The sequence below is a fragment of the Streptomyces sp. NPDC060209 genome (assembly GCF_042728155.1).
In the GTDB taxonomy this organism is placed as follows: Bacteria; Actinomycetota; Actinomycetes; order Streptomycetales; family Streptomycetaceae; genus Streptomyces.
Window position 1 is genome coordinate 1 of sequence record NZ_JBHWZS010000025.1, and the last position, 17647, is coordinate 17647.

Below are 17647 nucleotides of genomic sequence, written 5' to 3' on the forward strand. Positions count from 1 at the left end.
AGACAGCCGTAGGACGGTGCGGGGCATCTCGAAGTTGAGCGCGGAACCTCGCGGGGCTCCTAGTACCAGTGGTTGGCCTGCCAGAACGACCAGGCCGCGCAAGGGCTGCCGTAGCGGTCGCTGTTCATGTAGCTCAGGCCCCACTTGATCTGAGTGGCCGGGTTGGTCTGCCAGTCCGCACCCGCCGACGCCATCTTGGAACCGGGCAGCGCCTGCATGATGCCGTAGGCACCCGAGGACGCGTTGGTCGCCCGGTAGTTCCAGCCCGACTCGCGCTCCACGATGTTGCTGAAGCACTGGAACTGGTCGGCCGGCATCATCGCGCGGGCCATGGCCTGTACTTCGGCCACGCTGTAGGAGCCCTGCGCCGAGAACGAGGAGGCGTCACGGACGGAGGACCGGCTCGCGCGCTCGGCCTCCTTCTCCTTGGCCTCGCGCTCCGCCTCCAGCTTGTCCTCGGCCGCCTGCTTCTTCGACTTGGCGTCCTTGGCGGCCTGGATGCGGGCCGTCTCCTCGGCAGACTTCTTGGCCGCCGCGTCCGCCGCGGACGCCTGCGCGTCCGCCTGCTGCGTCAGCGAAGCGGTCTGAACCTGGGCCTGCTGGCCCGCGGGGATGTCTGCGAGCAGCGTGGTGTCGGCTGCGGCCGCCTCGAAGTTGTTGTCGTCTACAGCGGGAGTGCTGCCCGACGCAACGCCTACGACGGCGCCTACGGTGGTGACCGCGGTGGCAGATGCCACGGCGAACCCCCGGACCGAGATCCGGCTCACACGGTGTCCTTCCAGCATCGCCCGCTTAGGTGACCTCGCGGGCGCAATCGTGCCCTTGACACTGGCCTCCCTACTGCATGGGTCACGGGAGGCACGGGCCCGGTGGGCACTTCCTTGCGGAAGTGCCGCGTGGTACTCGCGGGCGGCATACGGACGGCGATTGTTGAGTTGTGTGGTGCGTGGCGCCTTCGGAGGTGCCCAAGTGCCGTATGCGGGGCCTGACGGAAGCAAGACTCTGCCGGAAGGACACGGTGCGTTGCAATTCTGTGTTGCGTGTGAAAGCTCACACCTCGTTTGGCGCACAACTTTTTCGGAAATGACGGCGCAGCACAATGCCGCCCGGCTAAGCTCCTTGGCTCGCCGGGCGGCATCTATGGGGCGTTCAGGGTCAGATGTGCCCGTCCTCCAGCATTTCGGTCACCAGTGCGGCGATCTGCGAGCGCTCGGACCGGGTGAGCGTGACGTGCGCGAAGAGCGGATGCCCCTTCAGCTTCTCGACCACGGCGACGACTCCGTCGTACCGGCCGACCCTGAGGTTGTCCCGCTGCGCCACGTCGTGGGTGAGCACCACCCGCGAATTCGCCCCGATACGGGACAACACGGTCAGCAGGACGTTCCGCTCGAGGGACTGCGCCTCGTCCACGATCACGAACGCGTCGTGGAGCGAGCGGCCCCGGATGTGGGTGAGCGGCAGGACCTCCAGCATCCCGCGTCCCAGCACCTCTTCGATGACCTCGCGGCCGGCGACCGCCGACAGCGTGTCGAAGACGGCCTGCGCCCAGGGGCTCATCTTCTCGGACTCGCTGCCGGGGAGATAGCCGAGCTCCTGCCCGCCGACCGCGTACAGCGGCCGGAAGACCATCACCTTCTTGTGCTGCCGACGCTCCAGCACGGCTTCCAGGCCCGCGCAGAGAGCGAGGGCCGACTTGCCGGTGCCCGCCCGTCCGCCCATGGACACGATGCCGACGTCCGGGTCGAGGAGCAGATCGAGCGCGATGCGCTGCTCGGCGCTGCGGCCGTGGATCCCGAAGGCCTCCCGGTCGCCGCGTACGAGGCGCACATTGCCCTCGGCCGTGACCCTGCCCAGCGCCTTGCCGCGCTCGGACTGGAGGACCAGCCCCGTGTGCACGGGGTATTCGGAGGCCTCGGGGATGTACAGGCTCTCCTCGCCGAACAGCAGGTCGACCTGTTCGGCGGCGAGGGACAGCTCCGCCATCCCGGTCCAGCCGGAGTCGGTGACGGCGAGCTCGGCGCGGTACTCCTCGGCGAGGAGACCGACCGAGGACGCCTTGATCCGCAGCGGCAGGTCCTTGGAGACGACCGTGACGTCGTACCCCTCGGCCTGCAGATTGCGTGCGACCGCGAGAATCCGTGAGTCGTTGTCCCCCAACCGGTAGCCGGCGGGCAGGACGCCGGGGTCGGAATGGTTGAGTTCGACACGGAGCGACCCGCCCAGATCCCCGAGCGGGATCGGGGCGTCCAGCCGGCCGTACCGGACCCGGAAGTCGTCCAGGAGGCGCAGGGCCTGCCGGGCGAAGTATCCGAGCTCGGGGTGGTGCCTTTTGGCCTCCAGCTCCGTGACCACGACGATCGGCAGCACGACTTCGTGCTCGTCGAACCGGGTCATGGCTTTGGGGTCGGCCAGCAGGACGCTGGTGTCGAGAACATAGGTGCGCCTGTCGGGCATGCGGCGCTTAGTGCTGGTCACCACGGAAGGACGTACCCCCTCGGACGAGGTCGGGGAGTGCGACGGACGTCGCGGAACTTCCCAAAGGGAGAGGACGGACCGGGTTCGGACCCCGTGCGCGGGCCGAACGCCGGCCCTCCGCGTCGGCCGCACGGTGTGCGGTCCTTCGTGTGCAAAGGGCCTCCCGGGCGAGCGGGCTGGGTGCCGCTCACTTGGCTGCGACGTCCGCCTGGTTGCTGACCGGACATCGACCTGAGAGCTGTATTCCCTCGAACACGCGAAGCCATGCCCCGGCCTGCGAGAAGGTGCGCCTGACCGGCCCCCGGGCCTCGTTCCCGTCCTTCCGCCGTCCGGCGGGTGCGCCGCGCCGCTCAGGCCCCGTAACGCCGGTGACGCGCCGCGTAGTCACGCAGGGCGCGCAGGAAGTCGACCTTGCGGAAGGCCGGCCAGAAGACCTCGCAGAAGTAGTACTCCGAATGGGCGCTCTGCCAGAGCATGAAGCCCGACAGCCGCTGCTCCCCGCTGGTACGGATCACGAGGTCCGGGTCGGGCTGTCCGCGGGTGTAGAGGTGCTCGGAGATCAGGTCCGTGGAGACGACCTCGGCGAGCTCCTCGAAGGTCGTGCCCCGGGAGGAGTGCTCCAGGAGGAGGGAGCGGACCGCGTCCGCGATCTCCTGGCGCCCGCCGTAGCCGACGGCGACGTTGACGATTATCCCTTCGACCCCCGCCGTGGCCTCCTCCGCCTCCTTGAGGACGGTCTGGGTCCTGGCGGGCAGGAGATCGAGCGTGCCGACGTGGTGGACGCGCCACCGCCCGTCGGACGCCAGCTGGCGCACGGTGTTCTCGATGATGCCGAGCAGCGGGATGAGCTCCGCCTCCGGCCGGTCGAAATTGTCCGTGGACAGCAGCCAGAGGGTGACGACCTCGACATCGGTCTCGCTGCACCATCCGAGCAGCTCCGAGATCTTGTCCGCCCCGGCCTGGTGTCCCTGCACGGCTGAGCCGCCGGACGCCTTCGCCCACCGCCGGTTGCCGTCGAGGATGACTCCGATGTGCTTGGGCACCTGATCGTGATCCAGGCGGCCTCCCACCCGGCGTGCGTAGAGCCCGTACACCAGGTCGCGCAAGTTCACTGAGTTCACCCTCTCGGTTCCGTACGGGCCCGAGGCCCGTCCTCCCCCTCACCGGGGGTCCGGGGCCGCCCCCCGGGGGATCACCGTGCGGTCCGCGCACCGCGCTCTCGCGCCGCGGATCGGCATGTCCCGAAGCGGCCACATTACTGCGGACGGGTCACAGGGGCCCAACCCGGTCTGTCACAAGTCCGTGATAAGGAGTGAAACGTGACTGATTCCCTCTCCTACCTCGCCGACCCGTCGCGCTACGACTCCATGGAGTACCGCCGTACGGGCCGCAGCGGACTCAAGCTGCCCGCCGTCTCGCTCGGCCTCTGGCACAACTTCGGCGACGACCGCGCCCTCGGTTCCCAGCGGGCGATCCTGCGCCGCGCCTTCGACCTCGGCGTGACCCACTTCGACCTCGCCAACAACTACGGCCCGCCGCCCGGCTCCGCCGAGCTGAATTTCGGCAAGCTCTTCCGCCAGGACTTCGCCCCGTACAGGGACGAGATCCTCGTCTCCACCAAGGCCGGTTACCGGATGCACCCCGGCCCGTACGGGGAGTGGGGATCCCGTAAGTACCTGCTGTCCTCGCTCGACGCCTCCCTGCGGCGGACGGGCCTCGACCACGTCGACATCTTCTACTCCCACCGCTTCGACCCCTCCACCCCGCTCGAGGAGACGATGGGCGCCCTCGCCTCCGCCGTGAGCCGGGGGAAGGCGCTGTACGCGGGTGTGTCCTCCTACAACGCGGAGCAGACCGCCGAGGCGGCGCGGATCCTCCGGGAGATGGGCGTGCCCGCCCTGATCCACCAGCCGTCCTATTCGATGGTCAACCGCTGGGTGGAGGCCGACGGGCTGCTCGACACGCTGGAGACCGCCGGTATGGGCTGCATCTCCTTCGCGCCGCTCGCCCAGGGGCTGCTCACCGACAAGTACCTGGCGGGCATCCCCGAGGGGTCGCGCGCCAGCCAGGGCAAGTCCCTGGATCCGGGTCTGCTGTCCGACGAGATGGTGCGCAGGCTGCGCGGGCTGAACGACATCGCGCGGGGCCGTGGGCAGTCCCTCGCTCAGCTGGCACTCAACTGGGTCCTGCGTGACAGCCGTATGACCTCGGCCCTCATCGGCGCGTCGAGTGTGAGGCAGCTGGAGGAGAACGTCGCCGCGCTCGCCGCCCCGGCGCTGACCGCCGCCGAGCTGAAGGAGATCGACACCTTCGCCGTGGACACCGCGAGCACCAATATCTGGGCCAACCGCGGCTGATCCGCGGGCCTCCCCGCCACCGGATCCCGTACGTTTCCGGGGCCCGGCACGGAGCCGCCGCCGGGCCTGCACACGGGCCTCACATCCGGAACGCGTTCCGGGCACAAAAAAACGGGCCGGTCCGTGGGGGGGGTTACGGACCGGCCCGAGGGGGGGTTTCCACCATAACCCTTCGTAAGTGATGCTGCGTGCCACGCCACCAAATAATCACTCTCCGGATTCGACGGACTGCGCTGCGGGCACACCTCGGGCGCCACACGGGGCGCACCGGAGCGGTCCTACAGGACAGTTCCTGACCTGTAGGCGTCCTACATTCGGCCCATGACCACACGAGCCCGCAGCATGACCGTGAGCTGGTCCCAGGCGAACGCCAGGCGCCTGGACCGGCAGTCCCTCTCCGGGGGCGCACCGTCCGCCGGCCGCGCCGCACATGACGTGACCGGCGCCGTAGCCGCGATGCTCGGGGCGCACGCGCAGGTGCTGTCCGCCGCCGAGCTCTCGGCCGGGCTCCGCGCGCCGGGGGTGACACGTACAGACGTGCGTACGGCGCTGTGGACCGACCGGACCCTCGTCAAGACGTTCGGCCCGCGCGGCACCGTGCATCTGCTGCCCGCCGATGAGCTGCCGATGTGGACCGGAGCCCTGTCGGCAGTGCCGGCGGGCAGCAGCCCGTTCTCCAAGGACGCCCGGATGACGCCGGACCAGGTCGAAACGGTCGTGGCCGCGGTGGCCGACGCCCTGACGGGCACCGAGCTCACGATCGACGAGCTCTCCGACGAGGTGATCGCACGGACCGGCCCCTGGGCGGGTGACCTGGTCATGCCCGCGTTCCAGGGGATGTGGCCCCGCTGGCGCCAGGTGCTGCATCTGGCGGGCCACCGGGGCGCCCTGTGCTACGCGCCGAACCGGGGCCGGAAGGCCACCTACACCAACCCCGGGGCCGTCCCGATGCCCGCAGGGGAGGCCACGGACGCGCTCGTACGGCGCTATCTGCGGGCGTACGGTCCCGCCACGCCGGCCCACTTCGCCCAGTGGCTCGGGGCGCCGCGCGGCTGGGCCGGGCAGCTCTTCGAGGACCTGGCCGGGGCCGGCGCGATCGAGGAGGTGGCGTTCGAGGACTGCGGGGCGGCCTGGGTGGCGGCGGGCGACACCCGGTTCCCGTCGGCGCCGCCGCGCGGTGTGCGGCTGCTCCCCTACTTCGACGCGTTCGCCATCGCCTCCCGGCCACGTGAGCGGCTCTTCCCCGGCGCGGCCTACGAACGCGCGCTGTCCGGCGGCCAGGCGGGCAACTTCCCGGTGCTGCTGGTGGACGGCACGGTCGCCGGGGTGTGGCACCAGCGGCGCTCGGGCAAGCGGATCGCGGTCACCGTGGAACCGCTGAGCCCTCTGGACGCCGGGCGGACGCGGGCGCTGGAGGAACAGGTGGAGGGGCTGGGGAAGGCGCTGGAGGGGGCCCCGGAGCTGACGGTTGGAAAGGTGACCGTGGGCGGTCACGCGTAGCCCGGGGCCCGGCAGGGGTCAGCGGGGAAGGAAGCGGATCGCGACCGTGTCGCCGCCGAGGACCGCGAAGTCGCCGTTCTCGCAGCGGATCACGGCCTCGCGCACCTCGCCGTGCTCGTCGCGGAGCTCCTGCGTGCCGGTGACCGTCCAGGCCCCGCCGTACGGAGGGGGCGGCAGCCGGCTCAGGTGCTCGAACTGCCACTGGCCCGCGGGCACACACCAGTCGGGGAGGCCGGGCCAGGCTCCGGAGGTGATGCTCAGGGTCCGGTCTGAGGCGCAGGTCAGCAGGACCGACTGCCCGCTCTCCAGCACGAATTCGACGGCTTCCGGCTCCCCCGCGCGACCCTCGGGCCGGTAGAACAGGCCGTGGACGGCGGTGATCCGCGCGCCCGTGAGCCAGTCGGCCTTCCCGTGCCGCGGCCGGCCGGCCGGCGGGCTGATCTCTCCGCCCGACATTTCCCTTCCCACCGACATGACCTGCTCCTTCGTTGTGCGCTCAACCACCAGGGTCGCACTACTGATGGGTAGGACGGAGAGGCAGGTGATGCCGTTGCACCCGCGGCCTGTGAAGCCGCGCTCAGCGTAGGCCCGTTGGCGACTGATCCGGTTTCCGCGCCTCGATCAGGAAGCGGGCGCTGTGCGCGACGAACGGCCCCTCCTCCTCGATCTGCCGATGAAGTGAACGCAGTTGGGGCAGGTAGTCACCGGTGGTGAATCCCGGCACCATCCAGATGACCTTGCGCAGGAAGTAGACGACGGAGCCGATGTCGAGGAACTCGATACGCAGCCGCTCCGCGCGCAGGTCCGTCACCTCCAGCCCGGCGGCCTCCGCGTCCTCCCGCGCGCGCTGCGGGTCGCGGGCGCCGCGCTCCTCGGGGGACCGCGGGCCGAGGAAGTACTCGATGAGCTCGAACACGCTCTCCTGGCCGACCTGCTGGGAGAAGTACGTGCCCCCGGGGGCCAGCACCCGGGCGATCTCGTCCCACCACGTCGTCACCGGATGCCGGCTGACGACGAGGTCGAAGGCATGGTCGGCGAAGGGCAGCGGCGGCTCGTCGGAATCCGCGACGACGACGGCGCCGCGCGGGTGGAGCAGGGCGGTGGCGCGGGCGATGTTCGGCGGCCAGGACTCCGTGGCCACGGTGAGCGGCGGCAGTACGGCCGCGGAGGCGAGCACCTCTCCTCCCCCGGTCTGGATGTCGAGCGCGGCCCCGGCCCGCGCCATCCGGCCCGCCATGGCGCGCGCGTAACCCCACGAGGGCCGCTGTTCGGTGGCTCGTCCGTCGAGCCAGGAGAAGTCCCAGCCGTCGACGGAGACGGCGTCGGCCTCCGCGACGAGGGTGTCGAAGCGCGCGTCGGAGGCGGAGGGGGCGAAGGGTGCGGACGATCCGGTCATACGGGGAGGGTGTCAGCCCGCCACGGCCCGGCGCGACCCTATATTCCGTATGTCCGTGCGCCAGGTGAAGCTCAGGCGGCGAGGCCACCGAACAACAGGCCGATCAGTGCCCCCGCGATCATGAAAGGGCCGAACGGGATGCCCGTCTTGCGCCCGGCGCGCCGCACCAGCATCAGTCCCGCCCCGTACAGGGCACCGAACAGGAAGCCGGCGAAGCCACCCGCGAAGAGCACAGCCCAGCCGTACCAGCCGAGTGCCACGCCAAGCGCGAGGGCGAGCTTCACGTCACCGAAGCCCATGCCGTTCGGGTTGATCAGGAAGAGCAGGAAGTAGAAGCCGCCGAGCGCCACTCCGCCGAGCAGGGCGGAGATCCAGGAGCCCCCGTGCTCGGGCAGCAGGGCCGCACCCCCCAGAAGCGCCGCGGCCGCACCCGCGAGGGGCAGCGTCAGCATGTCGGGGAGCCGGTGGACGCGGCGGTCGATGACGGCGAGGAGCACGGCGACGGGGGCCAGGAGCAGCCAGACGACGGCCTCGGGCCGGGTCCCGGTGGCGGCGGCGAGGGCCACGCAGGCGAGCACGGTGGCCACCGGGGCGACGACGGCGGGGGCGTAGCGGCGCCGCCCGGCCGGTGCCGGGGCCCCGGGCGCCGCGCCTCCCGGGAGCGAGCGGACGGCCACGGCGCACGCCGCGCATCTGGTCGAGCCGAGCCAGCCCCGGGCGGGCCCCGTGAGCGTGTGACCGGCCGGGCAGGCGTCCCGCCAGGGCTCCTCGGGCTCGACGGAGAAGCGGTACGCGGCGCGCGGGAGCAGCAGTCCGGCGGCGGCGCCCCAGAGCGCGGCGACCGCAATCAGTGTGGCGTCCACGGACCCGACCCTAATCCGGCCCGCACGGCGGGGTCTTGGGCCCTGGGGCCCACTGCGGGCCGTTCGGGACCCACACGCCGGCCGGGAGGGCTACGGTCGGTTCCCATGGGGAAATGGCGTGACGGCGGCGGGACACTGACGGTCGGGGCGGACTCCGAGGTGCGGGAGGTGCCACTGCGCATCGCCGCCTCCTACCGGGCGCGGGCGCGTGGGCTGCTCGGCGCGGACGGAGTCGACGGCGCCCTGCTGATCACCCCGTGCGGGAGCGTGCACACCTTCCGGATGCGGTTCACCATCGACGTGGCGTACCTGGACCGCAGGTTCAACGTCCTGGCGGTGCGCACGATGAAGCCCGGCCGGCTCGGCCTGCCCAGGCTCCGCGCCCGCCATGTGGTGGAGTCGGAGGCCGGGGCGATGGACGGGTGGGGTCTGCGGCCCGGGACGCGGGTGCGGGTCTCCGTACCCGTCAGGGAAGTTTCGCCGCCTGTGCGGTGACGAGTGCGGCCGGGACCTCCGGTGCCGTCTCGTTGAGGAAGTTGGCCGCGTAGAAGGTGACGACCGTCGATCCGGTCCGTACGAGGTGGAAGACGAGCGGGACCCTGGCCCCCTCCAGGCTGCCTGTCACCTGATAGGCGAACGACTCCTGGCCGGCACCGGCCGCGGGGAGGGTCTTGACCTCGGTGTAGGTGGACGGCCCGTCCTCGCTCGTCGTACGGAATCCGTCGGCGCAGGCCCGCACCGCGTCGCGGACCGATCGCAGCAGTTCCTCGGCTCCGCCCTCCGGGTGCGAGGTGAGGATCTCGGTCACGACGGTCTGGTCGTCCTTGCCCTCCTCCGCCGTGTCCATCGCCGTGCGGAAGACCGTGGCGGCCGGGGCGGGTTCGGGCGAGCCGTTGATGATCGCGGCGATCGGCCGGCAGGCCTCCTTCTCGGACTTCTCGGTGCCGCGTTCGTCGGCGCCCTGCAGGGGGGCGATCTCGTAGCCGGGCACCTCCCCCGTGGCGAGGACCACCTTCGCGAGCTCGGCCTCGGTGAGCGTCCTGCCGCTGCTGGTGGGCGGGGCGGCGGGGGTGGAGCCGGCTTCGGGAGTGGCGGTGGTGCCGGAGTCCGAGGCCGGTGTCCGTGAGGCGGTGGCCTTCTTGCCGGCCCCCTTGTCCTCGCCGTCGTCCGGCCCGCAGCCGGCAGCCGCCAGGCAGAGGACGAGCGTGCTCGCCGCCACGACAGTGCTGCATACCTTCATCGCTCACCGCTCCCGACCCGCTGTGCACCGGATCAGCACGCTAACAACCGGGGCACCCGCGGCGCGTGGGCCCGTGGGCCCAACTCACGGCGGTCCCGGCCCCAGCAGCGTCCATGCCCCGTACGCGGCGGAGCCGATGGCCAGCGCGCCCAAGACCGTGCCCGTGCGGGCCGCCGTACGCAGCCGTGCCAGCGCGACTGCGGGGGGCAGGAGCAGGGGGAACGCGGGCATCATCAGACGCGGCCGGGAGCCGAAGTAGCCGGAGCCGATGAGCGAGACGACGACGACCGCGATGCCGTAGACGAGCACGGGCAGCGGCTGCCGCTGCCGTACGCACAGGAACACCAGCCATCCCAGCAGCCCCAGCGCGGCACAGAGCCCGAGCGCGGCGGGCAGCGGCAGTCCGGCGATGAAAGCAGCCAGCGCCCGGCCCCCGTCGATGCTGTTGCCCCACTGCGCCTGAACGTCGAAATACGCGAACGGGCCGCCCTCCCGTACGGCGACGAACACCACATAGGCCAGCCATCCCAGCGGTGCCAGGCAGACTCCGAGCAGCATGCGCGCGTTCCGGCGCAGCAGACCTCGCCGTTCGCCCGCCCGCCACTCCCGGACGAGGACGGCGGCGGCCGTGAGGGCGAGCGCCGCGATGAGTGCGGCGGCCGAGGGGCGTGTCAGCCCTGCGAGCACGCACAGCGCGCCCGCGGCGATCCACCGGTCCCTGAGCACGGCGTACAGGGACCAGGCGGCGAGTGCGGTGAACAGGGTCTCGGTGTACGCCATCGACTGCACGAACGCCGTCGGGTACGCCCCCCAGAGCGCGGCCAGCACCACCCCGGTCCGCCGCCCGTACAGCCGTGCTCCGACGGCGAAGATCCCCCAGGCCGCGAGGAGCCCCGCCAGCCAGGCGACGGCGATCCCGGCGCCCTGCGCGGTGAGCGGGGTGACCGTGGCGAGGGCGCGCTCCAGGGCCGGCAGGAGCGGGAAGAAGGCCAGGTCGGGGTGGACGCCGCCGTCGGGGAGGGTGACGGTGTACCCGTAGCCGTCTTCGGCGATCCGCTGGTACCAGACGGAGTCCCAGCGCCCGCCCAGCAGGTGCAGGGCGTCCTTCCCGGCGACCGACGCCGACACCCAGAGGACGAGAATCCCGACGGCCCTGACCGCCGCGTAGGCGCCCAGAGCGGGCGCGGCGGCGGTGAGCAGGGCCATGGCACGGTGCGGGGTGCTGCGGGATTCGGGCGCCACCGAGCGGGAGCGCGTCTGCTGATCGGGCATGCGGCCGATTATGAGCCCGCCGCCGCCGAGATCACCAAGCCGGGCCCGGCGGTGGCCCTCCTCCGGCCCGCAGGACCTCGGTGTGCGGGTCCTGCCGGGTGCCGAGCCCCCGGCCGACCAGCGGGGCGACCGTGCGGATCAGCTTCAGCTGCGTCGAGCGCAGGACGCGCAACGTGGTGTCGTCGGACCAGCCCGTCGTGGTGGACCACTCGTACCCCGAGCCGACCACCTCACTGGCGAAGGCCAGCTCGGTCGCCAGCAGGGCCCGCGCCCAGTCCATCGGGTCCAGCGCCTCCCTCTCCGCCAGGGCACTGCGGATCGACATGCCGCGGCGGCTCAGGTCCTGGGCGCTGTCGAAGCCCATGGCCACGGCGAACTCCTCGGTGCAGCGGGCGGGGCCGCACCATTCCATCAGCCCTTGCTGGAGGAGACGGGACTCCTCGTCGTTCAGGGTCAGCTGCTCAGCCGTGGGCACGCGCCTTCACCTTCCGGTTGCGGCCCGGCCCGGCGCCGTGGGGGTGCGCCGGGACGGGCGTCGATCACCTGCGGCGCAGACGCTAGTGTCCCGGCGGTCCCACCGTCTTGGGCCCAGGGACCCAACCCGGGCCCTCAACCGTCCCGGCCGGCTTCGAGGATGCGCTCCACCCGGGCCCGGGGCAGCTGGCCGACCGGCTTCTCGACGGCGTCCACGGTGAGGACCGGCCGGTCGTCCCCGCCCGTGTCCCCGTCCAGTACCCGCGCCCGTGTCCTGATGCCGTCCGGTGTGGCCGCCCAGTAGGCCGAGGGGCGCACCCCGTCGGCCGGATGGAGCACGGTGGTACCGAGCCTGGCCGCGAGCCGCAGTGCCGCCTCGGCCTCGGCAGGCGGCGCGGGCACCAGGTCCGCCGACACATGGACCTCCCAGGAGAGCGCCAGGTCACCGGCCAGGCTCATGCGGTCGCACAGCACCACGGCCGCCCAGTCCCGGTGCCCGTCCGAATCGTCGGCGACGTCCACTTCGGCGGCCGTCACCCCCACCACCGCGGCGAGGGCCGCCGCCATGGCGTCCGGCGAGCACCGGTGCACCGTCAGGAACGTGTAATCGGCCATCGGCGTCCCAGATCCCCTCGGTGCTTCATGGCCCGTGGGCCGGCCTTCCCGAGGTCCGCTGCGGACGTCGTGTCACCGCGCACGGCGGAGTGCGGAGCACACAGACGCCCGGGCAGACCGATTCCGCGCTCATCACCAGGCATGGTCCCTGTCCCGTTCCGTCGACACCTGGACACCCTTCCGGATCCTGGAGCGCACGAACAGGCCCCGTCGGCAGGGTTCCGGCCCGCGACCCGCGCCGCTCGCACCCGAAGCCCGCGTGTCCCTCCCCCGTCTCGCGTGCCGGACCCGGCGAAACGGGCGTGGCACGTCGTGCGAGGGTTTCGGGCGTCCGTACGACCCGTACGGCGGGCGTCGCTCGTACAGCGGGAGCCCGGACAGCGCGGAAGAAGGGCGACAGCGGATGACGGCCGGTCCATCGGTACCGACGGCGGAGGAACGTACGGAGCAGCCCACTTCCGGTGAGCCCTCGCCGCGGCCACGGCTGGTCCGCGACCTCTCGCTGTCCGCCGTACTCGCGGGCGTCGTCGCGGTCGTCGTCTCCTACTCCGGCCCGCTGGTCATCGTGCTGTCCGCCGCCCGCGCCGGGCACCTGGACGCCGGGCAGACCGGGTCGTGGATCTGGGCGATCTCGATCGGCAGCGGACTGACGTGCATCGCCCTCAGCCTGCGCACCCGCATGCCGGTCATCACCGCCTGGTCCACCCCGGGCGCCGCGCTCCTGGTCACCAGCATCGGCTCGTACGCGTACGGCGAGGTCATCGGCGCCTTCGTGGTGTCAGGCGTCGTGATCGCCCTGATCGGGGTGACCGGCGTCTTCGGGCGGCTGATGCGGCTCGTGCCCGGCGCGGTGGTGTCCGCCATGCTCGCGGGCATCCTGTTCTCGTTCGGCGCGGACGTGTTCACCTCGCTGGAGCACACCCCGGTCATCGCCGGATCCGTACTCCTGGCCTACCTGCTGGGAAAGCGGTGGCTCCCCCGGTACGCCGTGCTCCTGGCGCTGGCCGCCGGTGTGGTGTGCAGCGCCGCGAGCTCGAAGCTGCACGTCCGGCTGGACCATGTCGGCCTGGTGCAGCCGGTGTTCACCACACCCGCCTTCTCCGTGGCCTCACTGGTCGGTATCGCGGTACCGCTCACCCTGGCGACACTGGCCTCCCAGAACGCTCCCGGGGTCGGTGTGCTCTCCGCGTCCGGGTACCGCCCCGACGACCGCCTCCTGGTCGGCTCCACCGGACTGGTCTCCGCCGTGCTCGCCCCCTTCGGCTCCCACGCGGTGAACCTCGCGGCCATCACCGCCGCGATCTGCACGGGACCCGAGGCCCACCGCGATCCCCGGCGGCGCTACGTCGCCGGAGTCGCCTGCGGTGCCGTGTACCTGGTGGTCGGTGCGTTCGGCTCGACCCTCGTGGCGTTCTTCGCGGGCCTGCCGAAGGAACTGGTCGCCGCCATCGCCGGCGTCGCCCTCCTCGGCGCGCTGTCCGGCGGGCTGACGGGCGCGGTGCGGGAGGAGAAGGACCGGGAGGCCGCGCTCATCACCTTCCTGGCGACGGCCTCCGGAGTCACCTTGTTCGGCATCGGCTCGGCGTTCTGGGGGCTGGTGTTCGGAGTCGCCGCACACAACGCGCTCAACGGCCGGCTTCGCCGCGGGCCGGCCGACCGACGACGACGCACGGCACCGGACCCCGCGCCCTGATCCGAACGAAGGCCCCAAGGGCTGTCCCGTAACAACCGGCGGGCGCACGACGACAGCTACGGCACCTCGCCGCGTTGTCGGATCGCCCGAATACGCCCGGTATGAGGACGCCCCTCCGCCTTGCGATGCACCGCATCCGACGCCGCGCGCTGATCCACCGGGCATTACGGGACAGCCCTTAGCTCCGGACCTCGGTAGTGATCATTTCGACATCCGGAAGAGCGCTGGGCGGCTCGTCCCCGTACCAGGCGAATTCGATGGCCGACAGATGCCCGGCGGTGGTCCAGAGGAGGATTTCCCCGAAGAGCGAGCCCGACGCGTCCACGACTGTGGCGTCCACCGGAACGACCCCGGAGCCCGCCGAGGACCGCGGAGCACCCTCCGGAACCATCAGGTCGACGCTCGCGGAATGCGCCCCCCATCGCGCGACGACCCGCACGAGGCCGACTTGGGCGCGCAGTTCGGCTGCGCCAGGGAACTCATTGGCGAGAAGCAGCTCGACCACGGCCCTCTCGGCCGGGTCCAACGGGCGGGGAGTGATCGCAACGGGCACGGGTGGAGCCTCCGGGTAGCCGCCCTGTCGGGGCGATCGCGGCGGATGTTCTTCGAATCTCAGCACACCGTCGGCAGTGCGCCGTGAAGGGCCTTTCCCCGGTGCTGTCCCTCAGCCGGGGAACTTTCCAGGTATGAACGCGGTCCCGAGTCTGGGAACTCCGTTGACGACGGCTCCCCGGATCGTCACTGTCTCGCCCCCGATCACCCGGCTCACCTCGTACTTTCCCGCCGCCGGCAGGTCGGTAGCGCCCTTGAGGCTGTCCATGATCGAGCGAAGGGCCTGCTCGCGGCCCCCCGACTTGGCCACGAGGTCCCCGAACCCGTGCTTGGCCGGATCGATCACGTGCTCAAGGTTCGCCGGCGTGTTCCACGTCTGCCAGGCCTGCTCAAGGGTTTCCGCCGACACACCGCAGTCGTTGTTGTGCACGAGGACCGGCGTCGTCCCCGCGAGCACGTAATAGGTGTGGAGGCCGGAGACGGTGAGGTCGTGGGTGGTCTGCCGCTCCGTGTAGCGGGAGACGGTGGCGACCGTGACCGCGGTGCCGTCCGGGGTGCGGAGACCGGCCCCGGGGCGGATGTCACCGGCGTCCAGCCATCGCCGCCGGTCGACCGACCAGAACGGGTGGGTGTCGGTGGCAGTGACCACCGCAGGTCCCGTGGGCGTGCGGAACACCAGCCGCGTGAAGTGCTTGTCCTCGTGGGTCGTGATCAGCCGCTCGACCTCACGGGGCCCGGCGGCACCTGTCTCCGGATCGGTCGCGTGGACCAGGGAGCCGGCGGTGACCTTCTCGATCCCGATGCTCCGCCCGTCCGCCAGCAGGACCGGAGTTCCGGGAGGGAAGCTGTGCGCGGCAGGGCATGTGGTCGGCTTGTCGTCCTTCGGGTCCTTCTTGGACGGGTCCTTCTTCTCGGCGTCGAGCTTCTTCTGCGCGTCGGCGAGCTTCTTCTCCGCGTCCTTGACCTTCTTGCGGTTCTTGACCAGGCCCTTCAGCCCGTCGTACAGATCCCCGCCGTGCTTCTTGAGAGCCTGGATCAGCTTCGCGGCCTTCTTCCACTTCCATGGCGCCCCGTACTTCGCCGCGAGCTTCCCGACCGCACCCCCGATCAGGCTCAGCAGCACATTGATCAACGTCTCCGTGCAGGCGCCCATGTCGCCCTTGGTGATGCAGTCCAGCGCATCGGTGATCCCCAGCTCCTCGGCCAGGATCTTGGCGAGCTCCTTGGCCGCCTCCAACGCCTTGTCCGAACTGGTCTTCTCCGCGTTCCGCGCGTCCTGGAGCTCCTTCAGCGCGGCGTCGTAATCGATCTGCGACTGGGACTTGGGGGTGCCGTCGTCGGAGACCGGCTTGCCGTCCCCCGGCGAATCCTGCGCCTCGGGATCTCCACCACCGCCACCGCAGTCCCCACCGCCGGTGACACGGCACACCTGCGCGCTGATCTTCTCCGAGAGCTCCGCACCGATCCCCGTCGCCACCAGCGCGCCGATGATCGCCACGACCACCATGACCAGGCCGACGTACTCGATCGCACCCTGACCACGCTGACCCCGGCGCAACCCCAAGAGGTGCACCCCTGTCCGGGGCAGTTTCCCCCGCGACCAACGGCGCGACCGACGACGCACTTCCCCCGGACGAGACATACGAAAGACGCTAACTACCGCACAGGGCCGCCGTCTTGGGCCCACGGACCCAACTACGCGGACCGGGTGCCCACGCACAGCTCCTCCGCGCGGCTTCAGGAGGCGGCGGACCCGTCGACGAGCGCACGGAGGAGTTCCCGGCCGGCCTGCCAGTCGCCGAGACCGCTGCCGGAGTTGATGTGCCCGTGTTCTCCGACGGAGCGCCATGGCGTTTGCCACCCCGCGGCGAGCGTCGCGGACGCCGTCGGGTCGCAGTAGGGGTCGTCGTCACTGGTCACCATCAGGCTCCGGCCCGGTAGGGGGCGAGCGGTCAGGTCCAGGAACGTCGACGCCGCCTCACGCGGAAACGCCGGCCCCCGGCGATCGGGCGGCGCGACCAGGAACGCCGCGACCCCCCGGGGCCGCGCCCGGTCCAGCCACTGAGCGGCCGCCCAGCAGCCGAGGCTGTGCGCCACCAGCACCACGCGGCCGTCACGCCCCTCGCCCCGCCCCTCGTCCCGCCCCTCGTCCCGCCCGGAAGCGAGCTCGTAGGCGGTCTGGACGGAGTCCACCCAGTCCCGCAGGTCCGGTGCGGTCCAGGAGCCCGGTGCGATGCGGACCGCCGAGGTCCCCCAACGGTCCTCCCACAGGCTCTGCCAGTGCCGCTCGTCCGAGCCGCCGATCCCGGGGATGATGACGTACGCGACCATCGCCTGCCGCCCTTTCTTCCTGTGCCGCCTGTCCCTTGGGGCATCGAGGCCATTTTCGAGGCCGGGTGGCAGCGAACGTCCTCAGCAAGTGATGTCGAAGAGAGTGGGGGCGACAACGATGGAATCACTCGACGAAATCGACCGTGCCATCCTGGACCTGCTCCAGACCGACGGCCGGCTCACCGGAGCCGAGGTCGGACGCCGGGTCGGGCTGTCCCAGCCGGCCGCGAGCGCCCGGATCCAGCGCCTGGAGAAGAGCGGGACCATCACCGGCTACCGGGCCGTGGTCGAGCCGGCCTCGGTGGGGCTGAACATCCATGCCGTCGTCCGTCTGCGCACCACCCACGCCCAGTTGCCCCAGGCACTCGCCCTCGCGACCCGGATTCCCGAAGTCGTCACGACCCTCCGCGTGACCGGCGAGGACTGCCTGTTGTTCGACGTGCACTGCCCCCACGCCGGGCGCCTCGAACAGGTCGTGGACTCCCTCGCCCGCTACGGACCGGTCAACACCTCACTCGTCCTGCGCAGCTACCCGCCCAAGCCGCTGCCTACGGAGTAGGCGGCAGGCTCATCGCCCGTCCCGCGAAGACCGGCAGTTCCGGAACCTCCCGTTGTTCCCCCAACTGCTCGACTCCGTGCTGAACGGCGCTCGCCACACGCCTGCGGGCGGCTGACACCCGGCGCGGGCGCTCTCCTCACCGTCGTGGGCCCACGGGCCCAACGGTCGAAGCGCCTCGCACGCCGGGCGGTCGGTGCGTCGCGCGCCGCTGACCGCAGCGGCCCCCGACCGGCCTGACCGTGACCGGAGTTGGGCCCTTCTTTGGGGCCCAGGGCCCAGGTCGAACGCGGTTGCCGGCCGTACATTCACCCCCGAGGGGC

At 71.5% G+C, this 17647-nt stretch carries 18 protein-coding genes; 5 read left to right on the forward strand and 13 right to left on the reverse strand.

The annotated features are described in order from the left end of the window. Positions 1–59: 59 nt before the first annotated feature. The 3 genes from ACFWFI_RS07600 to ACFWFI_RS07610 form a co-directional block, all read right to left on the reverse strand. A complete protein-coding gene (locus ACFWFI_RS07600; RefSeq protein WP_387386766.1) occupies positions 60–767 on the reverse strand; it encodes an aggregation-promoting factor C-terminal-like domain-containing protein in 708 nt (235 codons plus the stop codon). Positions 768–1155: 388 nt separating this feature from the next. Then, a complete protein-coding gene (locus tag ACFWFI_RS07605; protein WP_387386768.1) occupies positions 1156–2478 on the reverse strand; it encodes a PhoH family protein in 1323 nt (440 codons plus the stop codon). Positions 2479–2825: 347 nt separating this feature from the next. Then, a complete protein-coding gene (locus ACFWFI_RS07610; protein ID WP_387386770.1) occupies positions 2826–3587 on the reverse strand; it encodes an isoprenyl transferase in 762 nt (253 codons plus the stop codon). Between the two features lie 207 nt (positions 3588–3794). On the opposite strand from ACFWFI_RS07610, the gene mgrA reads away from it, so the two are divergent. Together mgrA and ACFWFI_RS07620 are read left to right on the forward strand one after the other, a co-directional pair. Further along, positions 3795–4832: an L-glyceraldehyde 3-phosphate reductase gene (gene mgrA, locus ACFWFI_RS07615; protein ID WP_387386773.1), complete on the forward strand. Its 1038-nt coding sequence runs from the start codon at positions 3795–3797 to the stop codon at positions 4830–4832. A gap of 321 nt (positions 4833–5153) precedes the next feature. After that, positions 5154–6332 carry a winged helix DNA-binding domain-containing protein gene (locus ACFWFI_RS07620; RefSeq protein WP_387386774.1) on the forward strand — a complete coding sequence of 393 codons (1179 nt, stop codon included), beginning with the start codon at positions 5154–5156 and terminating at the stop codon, positions 6330–6332. Between the two features lie 18 nt (positions 6333–6350). On the opposite strand, the gene ACFWFI_RS07625 is transcribed toward ACFWFI_RS07620, so the two are convergent. The 3 genes from ACFWFI_RS07625 to ACFWFI_RS07635 form a co-directional block, all read right to left on the reverse strand. Then, positions 6351–6806, reverse strand: coding sequence for a hypothetical protein (locus tag ACFWFI_RS07625; RefSeq protein WP_387386776.1), 456 nt, complete (start codon positions 6804–6806; stop codon positions 6351–6353). A gap of 103 nt (positions 6807–6909) precedes the next feature. Beyond that, positions 6910–7728, reverse strand: coding sequence for a class I SAM-dependent methyltransferase (locus ACFWFI_RS07630; RefSeq protein ID WP_387386779.1), 819 nt, complete (start codon positions 7726–7728; stop codon positions 6910–6912). A gap of 71 nt (positions 7729–7799) precedes the next feature. After that, positions 7800–8591 carry a prepilin peptidase gene (locus ACFWFI_RS07635; RefSeq protein ID WP_387386781.1) on the reverse strand — a complete coding sequence of 264 codons (792 nt, stop codon included), beginning with the start codon at positions 8589–8591 and terminating at the stop codon, positions 7800–7802. Between the two features lie 105 nt (positions 8592–8696). Here ACFWFI_RS07635 and ACFWFI_RS07640 point away from each other — a divergent pair, with 105 nt between their 5' ends. Further along, positions 8697–9086, forward strand: a complete 390-nt coding sequence (locus tag ACFWFI_RS07640) for a DUF192 domain-containing protein (protein ID WP_387386783.1) — start codon at positions 8697–8699, stop codon at positions 9084–9086. Here ACFWFI_RS07640 and ACFWFI_RS07645 read toward each other — a convergent pair. The 4 genes from ACFWFI_RS07645 to ACFWFI_RS07660 all read right to left on the reverse strand — a co-directional run bounded on the left by ACFWFI_RS07645 (position 9058) and on the right by ACFWFI_RS07660 (position 12192). Continuing rightward, on the reverse strand, positions 9058–9831 hold the full coding sequence (locus tag ACFWFI_RS07645) for a hypothetical protein (protein ID WP_387386785.1): 774 nt from the start codon (positions 9829–9831) through the stop codon (positions 9058–9060). The two genes, ACFWFI_RS07640 and ACFWFI_RS07645, sit on opposite strands and share 29 nt — an antisense overlap. Positions 9832–9915: 84 nt before the next feature. Further along, complete coding sequence (locus ACFWFI_RS07650; RefSeq protein WP_387386787.1) at positions 9916–11103, reverse strand: hypothetical protein; 1188 nt, start codon at positions 11101–11103, stop codon at positions 9916–9918. Between the two features lie 31 nt (positions 11104–11134). Continuing rightward, positions 11135–11578: a hypothetical protein gene (locus ACFWFI_RS07655; RefSeq protein WP_387386790.1), complete on the reverse strand. Its 444-nt coding sequence runs from the start codon at positions 11576–11578 to the stop codon at positions 11135–11137. Positions 11579–11712: 134 nt separating this feature from the next. After that, positions 11713–12192 (reverse strand): hypothetical protein, encoded by a 480-nt coding sequence (locus ACFWFI_RS07660; protein WP_387386792.1) that lies wholly within the window; start codon positions 12190–12192, stop codon positions 11713–11715. Positions 12193–12595: 403 nt separating this feature from the next. On the opposite strand from ACFWFI_RS07660, the gene ACFWFI_RS07665 reads away from it, so the two are divergent. Beyond that, positions 12596–13885, forward strand: coding sequence for a benzoate/H(+) symporter BenE family transporter (locus ACFWFI_RS07665; protein ID WP_387386794.1), 1290 nt, complete (start codon positions 12596–12598; stop codon positions 13883–13885). A gap of 178 nt (positions 13886–14063) precedes the next feature. Here ACFWFI_RS07665 and ACFWFI_RS07670 read toward each other — a convergent pair whose 3' ends face one another. The 3 genes from ACFWFI_RS07670 to ACFWFI_RS07680 all read right to left on the reverse strand — a co-directional run bounded on the left by ACFWFI_RS07670 (position 14064) and on the right by ACFWFI_RS07680 (position 16768). Continuing rightward, on the reverse strand, positions 14064–14438 hold the full coding sequence (locus tag ACFWFI_RS07670) for a hypothetical protein (RefSeq protein ID WP_387386796.1): 375 nt from the start codon (positions 14436–14438) through the stop codon (positions 14064–14066). Between the two features lie 111 nt (positions 14439–14549). Continuing rightward, positions 14550–16001 (reverse strand): Hint domain-containing protein, encoded by a 1452-nt coding sequence (locus tag ACFWFI_RS07675; protein ID WP_387386798.1) that lies wholly within the window; start codon positions 15999–16001, stop codon positions 14550–14552. Positions 16002–16174: 173 nt separating this feature from the next. Beyond that, positions 16175–16768, reverse strand: a complete 594-nt coding sequence (locus tag ACFWFI_RS07680) for an RBBP9/YdeN family alpha/beta hydrolase (protein WP_387386801.1) — start codon at positions 16766–16768, stop codon at positions 16175–16177. 118 nt (positions 16769–16886) lie between these two features. On the opposite strand from ACFWFI_RS07680, the gene ACFWFI_RS07685 reads away from it, so the two are divergent. Then, complete coding sequence (locus tag ACFWFI_RS07685; protein WP_387386804.1) at positions 16887–17327, forward strand: Lrp/AsnC family transcriptional regulator; 441 nt, start codon at positions 16887–16889, stop codon at positions 17325–17327. Positions 17328–17647: the final 320 nt, after the last annotated feature.

Bases quoted from the DNA above. Each gene is read 5' to 3' on its own strand.
- ACFWFI_RS07620 (WP_387386774.1), top strand. From the start codon at position 5,154: ATGACCACACGAGCCCGCAGCATGACCGTGAGCTGGTCCCAGGCGAAC.
- ACFWFI_RS07625 (WP_387386776.1), bottom strand. From the start codon at position 6,806: ATGTCGGTGGGAAGGGAAATGTCGGGCGGAGAGATCAGCCCGCCGGCC.
- ACFWFI_RS07630 (WP_387386779.1), bottom strand. From the start codon at position 7,728: ATGACCGGATCGTCCGCACCCTTCGCCCCCTCCGCCTCCGACGCGCGC.
- ACFWFI_RS07640 (WP_387386783.1), top strand. From the start codon at position 8,697: ATGGGGAAATGGCGTGACGGCGGCGGGACACTGACGGTCGGGGCGGAC.
- ACFWFI_RS07645 (WP_387386785.1), bottom strand. From the start codon at position 9,831: ATGAAGGTATGCAGCACTGTCGTGGCGGCGAGCACGCTCGTCCTCTGC.
- ACFWFI_RS07650 (WP_387386787.1), bottom strand. From the start codon at position 11,103: ATGCCCGATCAGCAGACGCGCTCCCGCTCGGTGGCGCCCGAATCCCGC.
- ACFWFI_RS07660 (WP_387386792.1), bottom strand. From the start codon at position 12,192: ATGGCCGATTACACGTTCCTGACGGTGCACCGGTGCTCGCCGGACGCC.
- ACFWFI_RS07665 (WP_387386794.1), top strand. From the start codon at position 12,596: ATGACGGCCGGTCCATCGGTACCGACGGCGGAGGAACGTACGGAGCAG.
- ACFWFI_RS07680 (WP_387386801.1), bottom strand. From the start codon at position 16,768: ATGGTCGCGTACGTCATCATCCCCGGGATCGGCGGCTCGGACGAGCGG.
- ACFWFI_RS07685 (WP_387386804.1), top strand. From the start codon at position 16,887: ATGGAATCACTCGACGAAATCGACCGTGCCATCCTGGACCTGCTCCAG.